Genomic DNA, 17,717 nt, shown 5'->3' with positions numbered 1-17,717 from the left:
ACCAGAACATGTGAGGTGGTCGATGGAAGGGCTGTTGGTGTTGTTGGGGCTCGCCGTGCTCGCGATCCCCGTTGCCGTCATCTATCTGCTCATCAGCCACAGCAGCCTCAAGGGGCGTGTGGCCCGGCTGGAGCGTGAGATGGCCGGTCTCATGGCGGATGCGCGAAAGACGCCCACTGAACGCGCCCCCGCGCGGAACCGCACAGACCTAGACGCAGTGCGACCAAAGGCCGAGGTCGTCCCCCCCGCCGCAAAGCCGCAGGACACAGAACCTGCCGCAGCCAAGGTCATCGCCGCGCGGAGGCAAGCCGACAGGACCGCCACGCAAAAGACGCCACCCGAGCCGGTTGGCCCAACCTTTGCGACGCGCCTGTTCCAGTGGCTGGCCGTGAACTGGTTCTATGCCGTTTCGGCACTGTCACTGGCGCTCGCCGGGTTGTTCCTGGTCCAGTACGGCGTCGAAAACGGTTACCTGCCGCCAACTGCGCGGGTGCTGGCGGCCCTCGCCTTTGGTGCAGCCCTGATCGGCGCGGGCGAGGTAATCCGTAGGCGATTTGGCGATGCAACGGATGCGACCACTGCGTATTTGCCTTCGGTCTTTTCGGGTGCGGGGCTCGTGTCGCTCTTTGGCGGGGTGACGGCGGCACGGCTGCTGTACGGGTTGATTGGCGTTGAGGCGGCATTTGCCGGGCTTGCCGCGGTTGGGCTCTTGGGTGTTGTACTGGGATGGTTCAACGGGCCGCTACTGGCGGCGGTTGGTGTGATCGGCGCGTTTGGGGCACCGTTGTTTGTGGGCAGCGATGTGCCCGCGACGCCGTGGCTCTATCTGTATTTTGCGATTGTAACGGCGGTCGGTCTTGGGATCGACACGGTGCGGCGGTGGGCGTGGGTGTCCGTGCTGAGCGTGGTTTTGGCCTATGGCATGGGGATGTTGACCTATCTCGGTGGGTCTGAGGCGGTTTTGGGCTTTGCCTTCCAATTGTTTGCGCTTGGCATTGCCGTGCTGGCCACTTTGATCCCCGCGCGCAGCATCTGGCCGGATCATCCGGAACCAACCGCAGTGCAATCGGCCCTGTCACAGGGCCAGAAGATGCCGGTGTTTCCCACATGGCTGGCGGCGGGATCCGTGCTGGTATCCAGCCTGATCACCGGGTTTGTGGCGCTGGAAGTCGCGGGCGCGCTTTGGCCTGCATGGGCGGGACTGGCGCTGCTTGCGGCGGCGCTGACAGTTTGGTCGGTGCGTGGCCCGGCGCTGCAGGATTTGGCGATTGCGCCGGTTGCGGTGGTGCTGGCCCTTGTGGCCAATGAAGGGCTTGACCGCGGCGCGGTGTGGCGCGCCTTTGCCGACGCCTATGCAGAGACAACCGAGGCTGAATTCCCGCTGACCGTGACGGTGTTGTGGGGGCTTGGGCTTGGGTTCAGCGCGCTGGCGGCTGGCCGCGCCCTGCGCCCCGGTTTTGGCGTGGCGTGGGCCATTGCTGCGGCCCTTGTGGCGCCTGCCATGGCCATCGTGCTTGAGGTCACATGGCAACCGGCGGACACCATTGGCGCGTATGCGTGGGCGCTGCACGCGATTGTCATGGCGGGGGTCATGGTGGGATTTGCCGCGCGATTTGCCCGTGTTGACGGCGAGGACCGGGTGCGCGTGTCTGTGTTTGTATTGTCCGCGCTGGCCTCGATCACGTTCGCGCTCGTGCTGATTCTGTCGTCAGCCGCGCTGACCGTGGCGCTGGCCGCAACGGTTGTCGCTGCGGCGGCGCTGGACCGGCGGTTTGGCCTGCCACTGATGCAGGTGTTCATATCGGTCGGTGTGGTTGCCGTGGGCGCGCGCTTGATCGTCAATCCGGGCCTTGTCTGGGCCGTGGAGGACGCCGCAATTTGGGAAATGCTGTTGGCGTACGGTGGTGCGCTTGCCGCCTTTGTCACATCGCTGGTTCTGTTGCGCGGCCTGCCGCGGGTCACGGCGCAGGTGATGCTGGATACGGCAGCATGGTCTGCGGGCGGTGTGCTGGTGTCGTTGCTGCTGTTGCGTGCGCTCGACGCTATGCTGGACGGCTCTGGCAGCGATACGCATTGGGCCATGGGCCTTTATGCGGTGATCTGGTTGGTGCTGGCGCTCACGCAGCTTGTGCGGCTTGATCGATTGGGCGGGCGGCTGGCCATTGTGCGGGCGGCCCTTGCCGGATTGTTCGGGCTGGTCGGCTTTGGCGCTTTGGCACTTGCTCTGACTCTGTTCAACCCGCTTCTGGACGCTTGGGGGGAGGAGGTCGCGGGGCCGCCACTGATCAACACGCTGATCGTGGCCTATCTGCTGCCGGGGCTTGTTCTGCTGCTTGGCGCGTGGACGCTGCAGCGTTTTGTCCTGCGGGCAACGCTGGCTGTTGTCGGCGGTGCGCTTGCGGTGTTCTGGGCCTTTACGGCACTGCGACATGTCTGGCAGGGGGCCGAGACGATGGAACTGCGCCACGGATTTCTGCAGCCGGAATTGTGGAGCTATACGCTGGCACTTCTGATTGCAGGGGCGTTGATCTTTTATCAGTCTCTTGCGCGCAATTCAGCCCTGCTGCGGCGTGCCGGTCTGGTGGTGATCGGCGCTGCGGTGGCAAAGGTGTTCCTGATCGATATCTCCGGCCTCGAAGGGTTAACGCGGGTGCTGAGCCTTGTGGTTCTGGGCCTGTCCTTGGCGGGGCTTGCATGGCTCAACCGTTGGGCGCAAACGCGGACGTCACCTGATTGAGCGCTTGCGCGCGGACGATGTTTTGCGTCTGCCTCCGGCAGCCGCGTTGAAGCGAGGCTCTGCCTCGCGCTCCGGGATTTTTCAGGAACAGAGACGGGGGCCTTGCCGCGCAAATCCTGCGTGCCTATAACGCCGCGCATGATGCATGTGATCATCATTCTGCGAATTATATCCCCGGCGCTCTGACAGACCATCGAGCCGCCGGGCAAAGGTGCTTGAGCCTGCTCGCACCGCACCGCACCGTTTTACTGACAGACTACCGACAAAGGACGCCACCCATGTGCGCCGACACACCCGACTACAAAGATACGTTGAACCTGCCCAAGACCGATTTCCCCATGCGCGCAGGCCTGCCCAAGCGCGAGCCCGGCTGGCTGGAGCGGTGGGCACGGATTGGCGTCTATGACCGGCTGCGGGAGAAGGAGGGCAGGGCGCCTTTTACCCTGCATGACGGGCCGCCTTACGCCAATGGGCACCTGCATATCGGGCACGCGCTGAACAAGACGATCAAGGACATGATCGTCCGATCGCACCAGATGATGGGCCGCGATGCCCGATACATCCCCGGCTGGGACTGCCACGGCCTGCCCATCGAGTGGAAGATCGAGGAAGCGTACCGCAAAAAGGGGCGCGACAAGGATCAGGTGCCGATCAACGAATTCCGCGCCGAATGCCGCGACTTCGCCGTTGGCTGGGTGGATGTACAGCGCGAGGAATTCAAGCGGCTGGGCATCACCGGTAACTGGGATGAACCCTACTTGACGATGGATTTCCATGCCGAGCGGGTGATTGCCGAAGAATTCATGACATTCCTGATGAACGGCACGCTCTATCAGGGGTCGAAGCCCGTGATGTGGTCGCCGGTGGAACAGACCGCGCTGGCCGAGGCCGAGGTTGAGTACCACGACAAGGACAGCTTCACGATCTGGGTGAAGTTCAGGGTTTCAGATACGAAGAACAAAGACATTACTGGTGTCGACCCGGTTGACCCAACCCAGAGCGATGGCGTCGTCGCTGGCGAGAACCTTGTTGGCGCATATGTGGTGATCTGGACCACCACGCCTTGGACCATGCCCTCGAACAAGGCAGTGGTGTTCGGCGACGGCATCTCATACGGCCTCTACGAAATCACTGGTCGGCCCGAGGACTGCTGGGCGCGCATCGGTGATCGTTACATCCTTGCCGACAACCTCGCTGCCGATGTTATGCAACGTTCGCGGCTGGACAACACTATGTATCGTCGCTTGCGGGACGTTTCTGCTACCGAACTCGGAAACATCACGCTGAGCCACCCCCTGAAAGGGGCCGAGGGTGCAGGCGGTGAATGGGACGACATCCGCGACTTTCGCGCCGCCGATTTTGTCACCGACACCGAAGGCACCGGCTTTGTCCATTGCGCGCCCTCCCACGGGATGGAGGAATACGAACTTTACCGTGAGTTGGGGATGCTGGAACAGGTGATCACCTACAACGTGAACCCCGACGGGCGGTTTCGCGACGACCTGCCGTTCTTTGGCGGCAAGGCGATCCTGAAACCCAACGGCAAGGAAGGTAACGCCAACGCCGCGGTCATCGAAAAGCTGGCAGAGGTCGGCGGGCTCTTGGCCCGTGGCAAGATCAAGCACTCCTATCCGCATTCCTGGCGCTCCAAAGCTCCGGTGATCTACCGCAACACGCCACAGTGGTTTGCCGCCATCGACAAGCCCGTCGGCGACGGGCAGGACACCTATGGCGCCACGATCCGTGAACGTGCCCTGACCGAGATCGACAATGTGAACTGGACGCCCAGATCGGGGCGCAACCGTCTGTATTCGATGATGGAATCGCGACCGGACTGGGTGTTGTCGCGGCAACGGGCGTGGGGCGTGCCGCTCACATGCTTTACGAAAAAGGGCGCACTGCCCACGGATGACGATTTCCTGCTACGCAATCCTCAGGTCAACCGGCGCATCACCAGCGCCTTTGAGGCGGAAGGCGCCGACGCGTGGTATGACGAAGGGGCCAAGCAGCGCTTCCTCGAAGGGATCGTGAACCCCGACGACTACGAGCAGGTGACCGATATCCTCGATGTCTGGTTCGATTCCGGTTCCACGCACGCCTTTGTCCTGCGCGACCGCGCAGACGGGTCCGAGGATGGCGTGGCCGACGTCTACATGGAAGGCACTGACCAGCACCGCGGTTGGTTCCATTCGTCGCTTCTGCAATCCGTGGGTACAACGGGCCGCGCACCTTACCGCAATGTGGTCACACACGGGATGACGCTTGATGAAAAGGGCTTCAAGATGTCCAAATCCATCGGCAACACTATCGTGCCGGACGAGGTGATCAAACAATACGGGGCCGACATCCTGCGGCTCTGGGTGGCGCAAACGGACTATACTGCAGATCAGCGGATCGGGCCGGAAATCCTAAAAGGTGTGGCCGACAGTTATCGCCGTCTGCGCAACACCATGCGATTCATGTTGGGCTCTCTGGCCGATTTTACCGACGCGGATCGCGTCGACCCGACCGAAATGCCGGAATTGGAATGCTGGGTGCTGCACCGGTTGGCCGAATTGGACCAGACAGTGCGCGACGGGTACGGCGCGTTCGACTTCCAACGCGTGTTCTCGGCTGTGTTCACCTTTGCGACTGTCGACCTGTCGGCCTTCTATTTCGACATCCGCAAGGATGCGCTCTATTGCGACGGTGACACGTCTGAACGGCGTGCGGCCCGCACGGTTCTGGATCTGCTTTACCATCGCCTGACCACGTGGCTGGCACCGATCCTCGTCTTCACCATGGAAGAGGTGTGGCTGGAGCGGCATCCGGGCGAAGACGCATCGGTCCACCTCGTCGATATGCCGGACACGCCTGCGACATGGCGCGACGACGCGCTTGCACATAAGTGGAACGCGATCCGCAGCGCGCGCAGAGCGGTCACCGCGGCGCTGGAAATTCAGCGCACCGATAAGGTGATCGGCGCATCGCTTGAGGCGGCACCGGTGGTGCATGTCGAAGACGCAGATCTCGCGGCAAACCTGCGGGCGCTCCCCTTTGCCGACATCTGCATCACCTCGCAGATCAGTGTCACAACAGACCCGTCTCCTGACGAAGCGTTTCGCCTGCCAGAAGTTCCGGGCGTTGGCGTAGTGTTCGAACGGGCCGAAGGTGCCAAGTGCGCACGCTGCTGGAAAGTGCTTCCTGATGTGGGTACGCACAGCCACGATGGCGTCTGCGGTCGCTGCGAAGCGGCGCTCAGCTAGGCGCGCGCTTTGCTGTGCCCTGTGGGATGGGCTGCACAGACGGCCCATCCCAAAACCAAGTGTGCCTTGTCTCTGTCCCCAAAAAAATCCCGGGGGAGTCGCGGCAGCGACGGGGGCGCGCCCCCTAATAATGGCATCCGCGCAGCGGTCCTTTGGATCAGTAGAAACTCTGTGGGTCGATATCGACCGCAAGCCGCAAATCGCCTTTCAGGCGCAGCTGCCCGACCCATCGCGAAATTGCCCCTTGCAAAGCGACACCCTTGCCTGCCTTGACCAGCAACCGCACGCGGTGGCGTCCACGAATGCGGGCGATGGGGGCTGGTGCAGGGCCGAAGACCTGCGCGCCGACACGTTGTAGCGGTGCAGTGTTTCGCGCCAGCGCGTTTGCCGCGTCAAACACTTGCGCCACGTCCGGCCCGCTCAGGATGATGCCTGCCATGCGGCCGTAGGGCGGCACACCTGCCGCCTCGCGTTCGGCAGCTTCTGCGCGCCAGAACCCCTCCTCGTCCCCCGCAAGGATGGCACGGATGACAGGATGTTCTGGCTGGTATGTCTGCAAAAGGGCTGTGCCCGGCTTTTCCGCCCGGCCTGCGCGGCCCGCCACCTGCCGCATAAGTTGAAAGGTCCGCTCGGCGGCACGCAGATCGGACCCCTGCAAGCCGAGGTCCGCATCGATCACACCAACCAGTGTCAGCGACGGAAAGTTGTGACCCTTTGCCACCAATTGCGTGCCGATGATGACATCCGCGGCACCCTCCGCGATGCTCTCGATCTCGGCCTTCAACGCACGGGCCGAGCCATACATGTCGGAACTGAGCACCGCCACACGCGCATCCGGGAACAGTTCCACCGCCTCTTCGCCCAATCGCTCGACGCCGGGGCCGACCGGCGCCATACGGTCCTCTGCCTCGCAGGACGGACATATGGTTGGCAGCGGTTTTGTCTCGCCACATTGATGGCACATCAACCGCTTGAGGAATCGATGCTCGACCATGCGCGCGTCACATTGATCACAGCCCACCTGATGCCCGCAGGCCCGGCACAATGTGATCGGCGCATAGCCCCGGCGGTTGAGAAACAGCATGGCCTGTTCGCCCGCCTCCAGCCGCGCCTCTACCGCGCGTTTGAGGGTGTCGGACACCCACCGTCCCGATGGCAGCGCCTCGGTCCGCATGTCGATGGTGCGCATCTGTGGCATCACGGCGGGCCCAAACCGCGCCTCCAGATCGACGCGGGCATATTTGCCGCTTTCTGCGTTGGCCCAGCTTTCCAATGATGGTGTGGCAGAGGCCAGCACCACCTGCGCCCCCAGCAGTGACGCACGCAGCACGGCCATGTCCCGCGCATTATAGAGGACACCATCCTCTTGCTTGTAGGAGGTGTCATGTTCTTCATCTACGACGATCAGGCCGAGGTTCTGGTAGGGCAGGAACAGCGCTGAACGTGCGCCGATCACCAACTGCGCCTGTCCCATTCCTACCATCCGCCAGATGCGCCGCCGTTCGGTCATGGTCGCGCCCGAGTGCCATTCGGCGGGGCGCGCGCCGAACCGCGCTTCGACCCGTGTCAGAAACTCCGCCGTCAGCGCGATTTCCGGCAAGAGCACCAGTGCCTGCCGCCCCGACCGCAAACAGGCAGCCACTGCTTCAAGGTAGACTTCCGTTTTGCCTGATCCCGTCACACCGCGCAGCAAGGTCGTGCCATAAGTGTTTGAGGCAACAGCATTTGCAATCTGGCCAGCGGCCAGCGCCTGATCATCGGTCAGCGCTTTGCCCGGACGTTCCGGGTCCAGCGGTGGAAACGGCAAATCGCGGGGGCTGTCCTCTTCGGCGACAGCACCTTGTTTAACCAGCCCCTTAATGACCGAGGATGTCACGCCAGACAGTTCAGCCAGCTCTTTCAGAGTGAACGATAAATCACCGTATTCGCTGAGAAATTCTAGCACGCGTTTGCGTGCGTCCGTCACCCGGTCCGGCTCTGACGGACCGCGCCGGTACACTTTGCGCATGGATGGCGGATCGCCCAAACCCGGCGCGCGTGTGGCCAGCCGCAACATCGCAGGCATTGGCGTCAGCGTGTAGGCGGCTGCCTTTTCCAGAAACGCGCGCATTTCGTCACGCATGGGTGCCGCGTCCAGCACGCGAATGACCGAACGGATTTTGGCATAGTCATAGTCACCCTTGCCCGGACCCCAGACCACACCGATCACCTTGCGCGGACCCAGCGGCACTTCGACAAAGGCCCCCAGATGGCACCCGCCTTCGGGCGCTTTGTAGTCCAGCGCCCGGTCCAGCGGTTGCGTGGTCAGCACCGCGACCAGCGCACCTTCATCATAAAAGGACGGCGTCATGTTAGCGCCAACATATGAGGGGTTCCGACTTCACCCGCCATGAGGTAAAGCCATCACAACCGTACGCCAAGCCATCAAGAGGGGGCAAACATGAAATTCTTTGTCGACACTGCCGAGATCGACGCCATCGCCGAGTTGAACGACACTGGTATGGTGGATGGGGTCACCACCAACCCGTCACTGATCCTGAAGTCCGGGCGCGACATCCTCGAAGTGACCAAGGAAATCTGTGATCTGGTCGACGGTCCGGTCAGCGCCGAAGTCGTCGCGACAGATGCAGATGACATGATCGCAGAGGGCCGCAAGCTGGCGACAATCGCCGACAATATCGCCGTGAAATTGCCGCTCACCTGGGACGGGCTCAAAGCGTGCAAGGTGCTTTCGGGGGAGGGCAACATGGTCAACGTAACGCTGTGTTTCTCGGGCAATCAGGCACTCCTGGCCGCCAAGGCCGGGGCCACATTCATCTCACCCTTCATCGGACGCTTGGACGACATGTCCATCGACGGTCTGGACCTGATCGAGGATATCCGCACCATCTACGACAATTACGGGTTCGAGACGCAGATTCTTGCGGCGTCAATCCGGTCGGTAAACCATGTTCAGGACTGCGCCAAAATCGGTGCCGACGTGATGACCGCGCCGCCTGATGTGATCAAGAAACTCGCAGGCCACCCGTTGACCGACAAAGGGCTGGAGCAGTTTCTGAAGGACGCTGCGAAGGCCGACATCAAGATCGTCTGAGATAGATACGGGCCGGTCCGTCCCATTGGGGATCAAGACGTTCCGGCCCGCCGCAGGAGCACCCGCAGCGCGTCAGGCCCGAGCGGAAAATGCGTCGGTCCCGTTCCGTGAGCGGATGCGTTGGGTGTTCCTGTCATGAGCGGCATATGGAACATCGCGATTTTTCAATCACGGGGAGAAGTCTTTGCGCCTTCCCCGTCTTTGCGCTGACGCGGAATGGCAACAGATGCATTCGGCCCGGCAATTTTATGGAACTTCGGGGCAGATTCCGCTGCGCCTGCATGTTATAGACCCCGAAACGATAAAGAGTATGGCAATGAGCAGTCAGCCCAAAATCGATGACGCCCTGCGCGAGGCGATTATTTCGCGACCTGACGTCATTTTGGACGACAAGGATTTGATGCACGCTTTGATCGCCGCGAACGAGCGCGCGATGGGTGGCAATATCGTGGATTTGCGCGGCCTCGCCATGGAACGGCTCGAGGCGCGTTTGGATCGGCTTGAGGACACTCACCGGTCCGTCATTGCGGCGGCCTATGAAAACCTCGCTGGCACCAATCAGATACATCGGGCGATCCTGCGTATGCTGGATCCGGCCGATTTCGAACCTTTCTTGCGGGATCTGGGTGGCGAAGTGGCTGAAATTCTGCGCGTGGACGCGGTCAAGCTGGTGCTCGAGTCCGTACAGAACGACAATGACCCAGCCGTCAAACGTCTGGGCGATGTGCTCAATGTGGCTGAACCGGGCTTTATCGACACCTATCTGACACTTGGTCGCGGCGGCACGGTGCGGCAGGTAACCCTGCGCCAAGTGCAAGACCCCGCGCCTGAAATATACGGCGAGGACGGCCATTGGGTCCGGTCCGAGGCGTGCCTGAAACTTGATTTCGGTGAGGGGCGTTTGCCCGGCCTTTTGGTCATGGGCGCCGAAGACCCGCACATGTTCGGCCCGCAGCAGGGCACGGACCTGCTTGCCTTTTTTGGCGGTGTGTTCGAGCGGGCCATGCGCCGCTGGTTGGGATGAGCCTGATCTCGCCTGCCGCGCGCGATGCGCTCGAGGCGTTTTTGTCCCATCAGCGCAGCCTCAAGGGGGCTGCCGAGAACACCGTTCTTGCCTATGGCCGCGACGTGACCGAGTTTCTGTCATTCATGACAGTGCATTCCGGGCAAAGTCAGGGGCTGGGTGCGCTGGCGCGGATCAGCACGCAGGACATGCGGGCGTGGATGGCGCAAACGCGGTCGGGTGGCGTGGGGCCGCGGTCGCTGGCGCGCAAATTGTCGGCGGTCAAAAGTTTCTACAAATGGCTCGCCGCGCGCGAGGGGTTCGAGCCGACCGCCGTGCTCAGCACCCGCGCGCCCAAATTCACCAAGAAACTGCCGCGCCCGCTGGCCGAAGATGCCGCGCGCGACATGATCGACCTTGTACCGCTGCAAACGGACAAGCCATGGGTCGGTGTGCGTGACGTAGCTGTGCTGACGCTGCTGTGGGGGTGTGGTCTGCGGATTTCCGAAGCGCTGAGCCTGCAAGCGGGGGACGCACCGTTGCCACAGGTGATGCGGATTGTCGGCAAGGGCGGCAAGGAGCGGATTGTGCCAGTGATCGACGCCGCACGCTCCGCGGTTGATGACTACATCGCTGTGTGCCCGCATATGCTGCACCCCGACACGCCACTGTTTCGTGGCGTCCGGGGCGGCCCGCTAAGCCCAAGGGCCATTCAAAAGGTGATGGCATCAGCGCGGATGCAACTGGGCCTGCCCGCCTCGGCCACGCCGCACGCAATGCGCCACAGCTTTGCCACCCACCTGCTGAATGCGGGCGGCGATCTGCGCGCGATACAAGAACTGCTGGGCCATGCGTCACTGTCCACCACGCAAGCCTATACGGCCGTCGATACCGTGCGCCTGATGGACGTTTATAAACGCGCCCACCCCAAGGCCTGATCCCGCCGCAACATCACGCAAACGTGCGGCAAAGGTGATCAGGGATGCGCGCGCACATATGGCACACTGCGCCACGGCATACCGCCGCATACCAAGCAAAAGCCTAAAGGGGACCCCAACATGATCCGCAAGCTCGCCATTGCAGCCGTGCTATGCACCGCCGCAGGCACCGCCAGCGCAGCCGATTGCAACGCCGTGACCGTCGAAGACGCCTTTGACCTTGATGAGGCGGCCATCAACGTCTTGTACGATTGCCTCAAGGACAAGATGGCGACGGGTTACGCCAAAGAGGGCGATGAGATCGGCAGCACCTACCGCAGCTGGGCTCCGACGGCGACACGTCCGGGCGTCGCAGGTCCCCACGGCAACCGCCTGCTGAACACCTTTGCGAATGACATCGCGGCAGACCAATACCTGAAATTCGCCGACGAGGGGGTCGAAATGCCTGTCGGCTCGATCCTCGCCAAAGAATCCATCACCGTCTCGATCAAGAAAAAGGCCGCGCGCCCCGGCCCGCTCTTCATTATGACAAAGGTCGGCACGGATGACGCACCGGACACAGCCGGATGGCTATATGCGGGTCTGCAACCCAACGGCAAGGTGATGAAGGTCAAGCAATCCTTCTGCCACGATTGCCACGCAGGCTGGGAGGCGCAGGACTATTTGGGCTACCCGCTCGAAGAGGTCCGCTTGGGCGCTTCCACCAACTGATCACCGTTATGTCACAGGTCCATTCGCGTTCCCACGGGGGCGCGGATTTGCATTTGCATCCCGGGCCATGATGCACCATGACGCAGTGATGATGACGAACCGATTGTACGCGCTGTGCGTTCATTTGCTGACCGCCACGGGTGCGGTGTTTGCCATGTTGGCCATGTTGGCGGCTGTGAACGCCCAGTGGGACATCATGTTCATGTGGCTTGTCGTGGCGTTTGCGGTGGACGGAGTCGACGGCCCGCTGGCACGCAAATATGACGTAAAGACAAACGCGCCCGAGTTCGATGGCGTATTGCTCGACCTGATCATCGACTATCTGACTTACGTATTCATTCCGGCCTTTGCGCTGTTTTCGTCCGGGCTGATGGATGGCTGGACGGGGTGGGTCGCGATCATCGTCATCACCTTTGCGTCGGCCATGTATTTTGCCGACACGCGGATGAAAACAAAGGACAATTCCTTTTCCGGGTTTCCGGGCTGCTGGAATATGGTGGTGTTGGTGATCTTTGCGCTTGAGCCGAACTTTTGGGTCAGTCTGACGCTTGTGACGGTGCTGGCAGTGGCGATGTTCGTGCCGCTCAAGTTTGTGCATCCGGTGCGCACGGCGCGCTGGCGGCCCTTGACCTTGCCGATGGCGCTGGCATGGACGGGCTTTGCCGCGTGGGCGGCATGGGTGGACTTCCACCCTGAAAGCTGGGCGCATTGGGGCTTGATCGTCACGTCGATCTATCTCGTTCTGGCGGGCATCGCACAGCAGCTATTGCCGCAACGCGGATAACGGCAGGCTACCGCTGCGCTGCCGCACCGATGCGACCCGCGACATGTCAGATCAGGAAGCCGCCCGCGCCCTCGTGTTTGAGCAGTGCCAGCTTTGTCTCGACCCCGCCTGCGCCGGAAAACCCGGTCAGACCCTTGGCTCCCATCACACGGTGGCAGGGGATGATGATCGGGATCGGGTTGCGCCCGCAGGCTTGTCCGACCGCCTGCGCCGAGACGTTCAACGCCTGCGCAATGTCGCCATAGGTCATGGTCTCGCCCAGCGGGATGTTCTGCATTGCGTTGCACACCGCCTGTTGCAGATCGCCGCCGCTGATCCGGAGGGGCAGGTCGAACAACGCGGCGCTGTCAGCATCGTAGGCCGCCAGCTGTTCTGCCGCCGCGTCGAGAACCGGTGACGCATCGCGCTGCCCGGATGTGCCCCAGCTGAGCCGGACCAGCGCGCCGTCGTCCTCGGTCAACGTCAGTGCGCCGAATTGGGTGGTGATATCGCAGTGTTTCATGCACGACATCTTGCCCGAATTCGCCGGATCGGCAATCCGGATGCTGCGCCTTTGTGCTTTGGCGCAGACTGCCTTGCGCAAATGTCGCCTCGCCAACCTTTGGCAAAAGGCGTAAGCGAACCACATGCCGCGCTACGTCCCACTGGATCAGGCCCAGACGTTGCCATTCTGGCGCCGTCCCGTGACGCTTTTGTTCCTCATGGCCTTTGCCATGCCCATCGGCTTTTCCGTGTGGCTGGCACTGCTGAACAACTTTGTGGTGGAGGCCGCGAATTTCGATGGCGCGGACATTGGCCTGCTGCACGCCATCCGTGAGATCCCCGGCTTTCTCGCCGTTGGGGTGATCGTTGTGATCATGTTCATGCGCGAGCAGGTGCTGGGGCTGCTGTCGCTCATCATGCTGGGGGCGGCCACCGCGCTGACCGCACAATTCCCGCAGATGACCGGCATCCTTGTGCTGACCTTCATCAGCTCAGTGGGCTTTCACTATTACGAGACGGTCAACCAATCGCTGCAGTTGCAATGGCTGTCCAAGGAGCGTGCCCCGCAGATGCTGGGCTGGTTGCTGGCGGCAGGGTCGGTTGCGACCTTCCTTGTCTATTTTGTCATCATGATCCTGTGGGAGCCGCTGGGGCTGACCTACAACATCGTCTATATGGTGGGCGGCGGGATCACGGTGGCCATCGCGCTATTTGCCATGTTGGCCTATCCGCAATTCGAAGCGCCCACACCTCAACTCAAGACATTTGTGCTGCGCCGCCGCTACTGGCTTTATTATGCGCTGCAATTCATGTCGGGCGCGCGTCGGCAGATCTTCATGGTATTTGCAGGGTTCATGATGGTCGAAAAGTTTGGGTTCGAGGTGCATGAGTTGACCGCGCTCTACCTCATCAACCTCGTGGTGAACATTATCGTGGCACCGTTGCTGGGCCGGATCGTGGCGCGTTATGGCGAGCAACGGGCGCTTGCGTTCGAATATGTGGGCCTCGTCATCGTCTTCCTGTCATATGGCGGGGTGTACTACTTTGGCTGGGGCCTGATCGTTGCTGCGGTGCTTTATGTGCTGGACCATATCTTTTTCGGGCTGGCACTGGCGCTGAAGACGTATTTCCAGAAAATCGCCGATCCGCAGGATATCGCCCCGACCGCAGCCGTTGCATTCACTATCAATCACATCGCGGCGGTCGGTCTGCCCGTTCCGCTGGGGCTGCTGTGGTTGTTCTCGCCCGCGGCTGTGTTTTTTCTTGCTGCTGGCATGGCGGCGACGTCGTTGGCACTGGCCATGTTGATCCCGCGCCACCCCGAACCGGGGCATGAAACGCGCCTGCCCGGTCCGCGTCCGACCCCCGCCGAATGAGCCAAGGCCGCTTTCTGACCGGATCAACAATGGGGCACGTGGTGCGCATGACCGCGACTGGGGCCTTTGGCATTACCTTTGTCTTTCTTGTGGATGCGGCAAACCTGTTTTGGCTGTCGCAATTGGGTCAGCCACAACTGGTCGCGGCCATAGGCTTTGCTTATGCAATCCAGTTCTTCTCCGTCTCCATTGGCGTGGGGTTGATGATCGCAGCCACGGCCCTTGTGTCGCGCCGCATTGGCGAAGGGGACAGGACGGTCGCTCGCACGCAGGCGGGGGCCGCGATGGCCATAGCCACGGCAGTCCAAGGGGGCGTGGCGGCGCTGATCTTTGCGTTTCGACATGATCTGGTGAGCTTTGCCGGGGCCGATGGGGAAACGGCCCGCCTTGCGGCGCGCTATCTGGGCCTGACGGTCTGGTCGCTGATGCCGATGGCGGTCGCTCTTGTCGCGTCGGGCACACTCCGCGCCGAAGGCTATGGCGCCAAGGCGATGTACGTCACGCTGACATCCGGCATGGTGCTGATGGTTCTCGACCCGATCTTTATCATCTGGTGGGGGATGGGACTGGATGGTGCTGCGCTTGGCCTTGTGCTGTTTCGCTTTGCGCTCATGGGGTTGGGGCTGTTCTTTGCTGTTGTGCAACTTGACCTGATTGCGCGACCCGACTGGGCCGGCGTCCGGTCCACACTTCCGCTTTATGTTGCCGTTGCGGCCCCGGCCATTGCCACACAGATGGCGACGCCCGCAGGCAACTATCTGCTCACCATCGTCATGGCCCCGTTCGGAGACGACGCTGTTGCCGCGTGGGCCGTGGTCAGCCGCCTGACCGTCCTGGCCTTTGGTGGCATCTTTGCGCTGTCGGGCGCGATTGGTGGTATCTTTGGCCAAAACTATGGTGCAGGCCTTTATCCGCGCTTGCGTAGCACCTATCGCGATGCACTGATCTTTTGCTTGATCTACACGGTGGTGATGTGGGCGGTGTTGTTGGCCGCCACGCCGCTGATCATCGACGCCTTCGGACTGAGCGGACAGGGCGAGGATGTGCTGCGCGGCTTTACACGTGTTGGCGTCGGCGGGTTTGTATTTGTCGGCGCGCTCTTTGTGGCGAACGCTGCGTTCAATAACCTTGGCCAGCCATTGCGCTCGACTCTGGTGGGCTGGGTCAAGGACGGTCTGCTCAGCTGGCCAGCGGCCGCGTGGCTGGCCACCGGGTTCGGGGCGGCAGGCGTCATCTACGGTCAGGCCCTTGCCGGGGCACTTGTGGGCGGGCTTGCAGCGCTTTGGGGCTGGCGTTATGTGGCGCGTCTGGGGCCTGACGTACAGGTCACACCTGCGCCACCCCGCCCATGGCCCAACACCGACAGATACCGGAGACGCTGATGCCCACCTGGACCGCCCTTACCACCGTGCACGGCAAGGCACAGGCCGAACAATTGGGCGACGCTATGGAAGCGTTGACACCCGAGCCCACCGGCGTCGGCGTGTTCGAGGTCGAAGACGGCTCGGGCCTGTGGGAGGTCGGCGGATACTTTACCGAAAGCCCGGACCAGACCGCGCTGCTGTTGCTGACCACGGCGCTGAACGCCAAACCGTTTACGGTGTCCGAACTGCCTGAAACCGATTGGGTGGCGCATGTCCGGCGGGAACTGGCCCCGGTGGAGGCGGGCCGCTTCTTTGTCTACGGCAGTCACGATGCGGACAAGATCCCCGCTGGCAAGCATCCTCTGCTGATCGAAGCGGCAATGGCCTTTGGCACCGGGCATCATGGCACGACGCTTGGATGCCTCAACGCGCTCGACCGGCTGGTCACTGACGGGGGCGAGGCGCGGCAGGTTGTCGACATCGGATGTGGCACAGCCGTGCTGGCCATGGCCGCGGCTGCCATCTGGCCACATCCGGTGCTTGCAAGCGATATCGACGCACAAGCGGTCGAAGTGGCAGAGGCCAATCTGCGGGCCAATGACATGCAATCGCGCGTTCAGGTGGTCGAGGCGGCAGGTTTTGACCACGCGGCGTTGGCAGGGCCGTTCGATTTGATCTTTGCCAACATCCTAAAAGGGCCGCTGATTGCGCTGGCCGCAGACCTCACCGCGCGACTCACCCCCGGTGGCCACGCCATTTTGTCCGGTATTCTGAACGACCAGGCCGAGGCGGTGATCGAGGATTATCAACAACACGGAAACAGTCTGGTGCACCATGACCGTATTGGTGACTGGTCGACCCTGACCCTTCTTAAACTTGCCTGATTTTACACTGATTTTAGCTCAGTTTTAGGCATTTGCCCAGATTTCGCCACAATTCAGGGTGATCTTAGTCGGGTATCAGGTGGGGGCCTGTTGTAAGGGTTTTAGGGCTGCCAAGATGACTCAGGTCGATTTTCAGACACGTGTGGGCACGGTTCAGCGCCAGCACAAGGCAATGTCACACGGATACACCACCGAGATGCGCGGCGACGGCCTCATTGTGGTCAAACCCAAGCGCGCAATGCGCCGTGGTTTTCCGCTGCGTGGTCTGCTGGTTCTGGTTCTTGGTTTTTTTGCCTTCAAGGGCTTCATGCTCGCCTCCCTGGGCGAGGTGACCTACAACGAACGTGTCGCCAAGTTGGGCAATGGCACAATGGTGGAGCAGGCCGGTGCTTGGGTCATGCAAACCGAACCACTTACGACATTCCTCGCAGGTTTTATCGAACCCTTGACCTGAGCCTGCACAGGCTGGCCAGGCCCTCAGATCGAACAGGCCACAAAAAAGCCGCGTGACGCCAATGCGCACGCGGCTTTTGTCGTGTCGGGCAGGTGCCCGAATTTATTTGGTGGCAACAACGTCGATGTCGCCGCGGGTCAGACCGATATCTTCGAGTTCGCGGTCGGTCAGGCCGTGCAGGGCATTGCGGGTCACACGTGCATCGTTCCATGCGACGTATTTCGCGATCAGGGCCGAGAAGAAGCCTTTGATCTGGCCTGCAACGGGAGCAGCGCCATAAGCGGGGCGGGTGGTGTCAAAAGCAGCCATTGCAGCAATCCTTTGTCTAGTGTTTGCGGTTGAGTGTCTCAACCAGATGAGGGGCATGTAGGCGGGGTGAATGCACCTCGCAAGATCAAAAAGATCATGCCCGCCATGATATTTTTGCATGGGTCAATACTGTGGTTAACCCACTGCAAAGATTTGCAAAATCTGCACCGATATATGTCGCGTTCAGCTAGGGCGCGTCGTTTTTTGGACACCTTTTGTGGCGTTGGGGGACAAGCTGGTGTGGGTCGGCCCGTTGGGTTGTTCAAATTGTTAGGGCTTTTCGGATGTTCGCGTTTCGTGCTAGGCAAGGCAAAATGCCGGAAAGTCGGCAGGTG

14 protein-coding genes are annotated in these 17,717 nt (G+C 61.6%); 11 read left to right on the top strand and 3 right to left on the bottom strand.

The features are described 5' to 3' along the window. Positions 1-22 precede the first annotated feature (22 nt). Positions 23-2,737, top strand: a complete 2,715-nt coding sequence (locus Q1A85_RS10770) for a DUF2339 domain-containing protein (protein WP_299688410.1) — start codon at positions 23-25, stop codon at positions 2,735-2,737. A 278-nt stretch (positions 2,738-3,015) separates the two neighbouring features. Then, positions 3,016-5,982 (top strand): isoleucine--tRNA ligase, encoded by a 2,967-nt coding sequence (gene ileS, locus Q1A85_RS10765; protein ID WP_299688407.1) that lies wholly within the window; start codon positions 3,016-3,018, stop codon positions 5,980-5,982. Positions 5,983-6,139: 157 nt separating this feature from the next. Here the strand turns inward: ileS and Q1A85_RS10760 are convergent, their stop codons facing one another. After that, entirely contained in the window at positions 6,140-8,332 is a 2,193-nt protein-coding gene (locus Q1A85_RS10760; protein ID WP_299688404.1) for a primosomal protein N', read from the bottom strand. A 90-nt stretch (positions 8,333-8,422) separates the two neighbouring features. On the opposite strand from Q1A85_RS10760, the gene fsa reads away from it, so the two are divergent. The 5 genes from fsa to Q1A85_RS10735 all read left to right on the top strand — a co-directional run bounded on the left by fsa (position 8,423) and on the right by Q1A85_RS10735 (position 12,512). Beyond that, the gene (gene fsa / locus Q1A85_RS10755; RefSeq protein ID WP_299688401.1) at positions 8,423-9,076 is read left to right on the top strand and encodes a fructose-6-phosphate aldolase; all 654 of its coding nucleotides are present in this window, start codon (positions 8,423-8,425) and stop codon (positions 9,074-9,076) included. A gap of 316 nt (positions 9,077-9,392) precedes the next feature. Continuing rightward, positions 9,393-10,100 (top strand): DUF484 family protein, encoded by a 708-nt coding sequence (locus Q1A85_RS10750; RefSeq protein ID WP_299688398.1) that lies wholly within the window; start codon positions 9,393-9,395, stop codon positions 10,098-10,100. Then, entirely contained in the window at positions 10,097-11,017 is a 921-nt protein-coding gene (locus Q1A85_RS10745; protein WP_299688395.1) for a tyrosine recombinase XerC, read from the top strand. Before Q1A85_RS10750 ends, Q1A85_RS10745 begins: the two co-directional genes overlap by 4 nt. A gap of 120 nt (positions 11,018-11,137) precedes the next feature. Next, positions 11,138-11,728: a cytochrome P460 family protein gene (locus Q1A85_RS10740; RefSeq protein ID WP_299688392.1), complete on the top strand. Its 591-nt coding sequence runs from the start codon at positions 11,138-11,140 to the stop codon at positions 11,726-11,728. A 91-nt stretch (positions 11,729-11,819) separates the two neighbouring features. After that, positions 11,820-12,512, top strand: a complete 693-nt coding sequence (locus Q1A85_RS10735) for a CDP-alcohol phosphatidyltransferase family protein (protein WP_299688389.1) — start codon at positions 11,820-11,822, stop codon at positions 12,510-12,512. 46 nt (positions 12,513-12,558) lie between these two features. On the opposite strand, the gene Q1A85_RS10730 is transcribed toward Q1A85_RS10735, so the two are convergent. Beyond that, positions 12,559-13,014 carry a methylated-DNA--[protein]-cysteine S-methyltransferase gene (locus Q1A85_RS10730; RefSeq protein WP_299688386.1) on the bottom strand — a complete coding sequence of 152 codons (456 nt, stop codon included), beginning with the start codon at positions 13,012-13,014 and terminating at the stop codon, positions 12,559-12,561. 124 nt (positions 13,015-13,138) lie between these two features. Between Q1A85_RS10730 and Q1A85_RS10725 the strand changes: the two genes are divergently transcribed. From Q1A85_RS10725 to Q1A85_RS10710, 4 genes are all read left to right on the top strand, one after another. Continuing rightward, on the top strand, positions 13,139-14,371 hold the full coding sequence (locus tag Q1A85_RS10725; protein ID WP_299688383.1) for an MFS transporter: 1,233 nt from the start codon (positions 13,139-13,141) through the stop codon (positions 14,369-14,371). Further along, positions 14,368-15,753, top strand: a complete 1,386-nt coding sequence (locus Q1A85_RS10720; protein ID WP_299688379.1) for an MATE family efflux transporter — start codon at positions 14,368-14,370, stop codon at positions 15,751-15,753. Before Q1A85_RS10725 ends, Q1A85_RS10720 begins: the two co-directional genes overlap by 4 nt. Further along, a complete protein-coding gene (locus tag Q1A85_RS10715; protein WP_299688376.1) occupies positions 15,753-16,619 on the top strand; it encodes a 50S ribosomal protein L11 methyltransferase in 867 nt (288 codons plus the stop codon). The genes Q1A85_RS10720 and Q1A85_RS10715 overlap by 1 nt, the downstream gene beginning before the upstream one ends. A 115-nt stretch (positions 16,620-16,734) precedes the next feature. After that, positions 16,735-17,073, top strand: a complete 339-nt coding sequence (locus tag Q1A85_RS10710) for a hypothetical protein (protein ID WP_299688373.1) — start codon at positions 16,735-16,737, stop codon at positions 17,071-17,073. 102 nt (positions 17,074-17,175) lie between these two features. Here Q1A85_RS10710 and Q1A85_RS10705 read toward each other — a convergent pair whose 3' ends face one another. Continuing rightward, positions 17,176-17,382 carry a DUF1127 domain-containing protein gene (locus Q1A85_RS10705; RefSeq protein WP_299688370.1) on the bottom strand — a complete coding sequence of 69 codons (207 nt, stop codon included), beginning with the start codon at positions 17,380-17,382 and terminating at the stop codon, positions 17,176-17,178. Positions 17,383-17,717: the final 335 nt, after the last annotated feature.

The sequence above is a fragment of the uncultured Tateyamaria sp. genome (assembly GCF_947503385.1).
GTDB lineage: Bacteria > Pseudomonadota > Alphaproteobacteria > Rhodobacterales > Rhodobacteraceae > Tateyamaria.
This window is presented reverse-complemented; position numbering and strand designations above follow the sequence as displayed.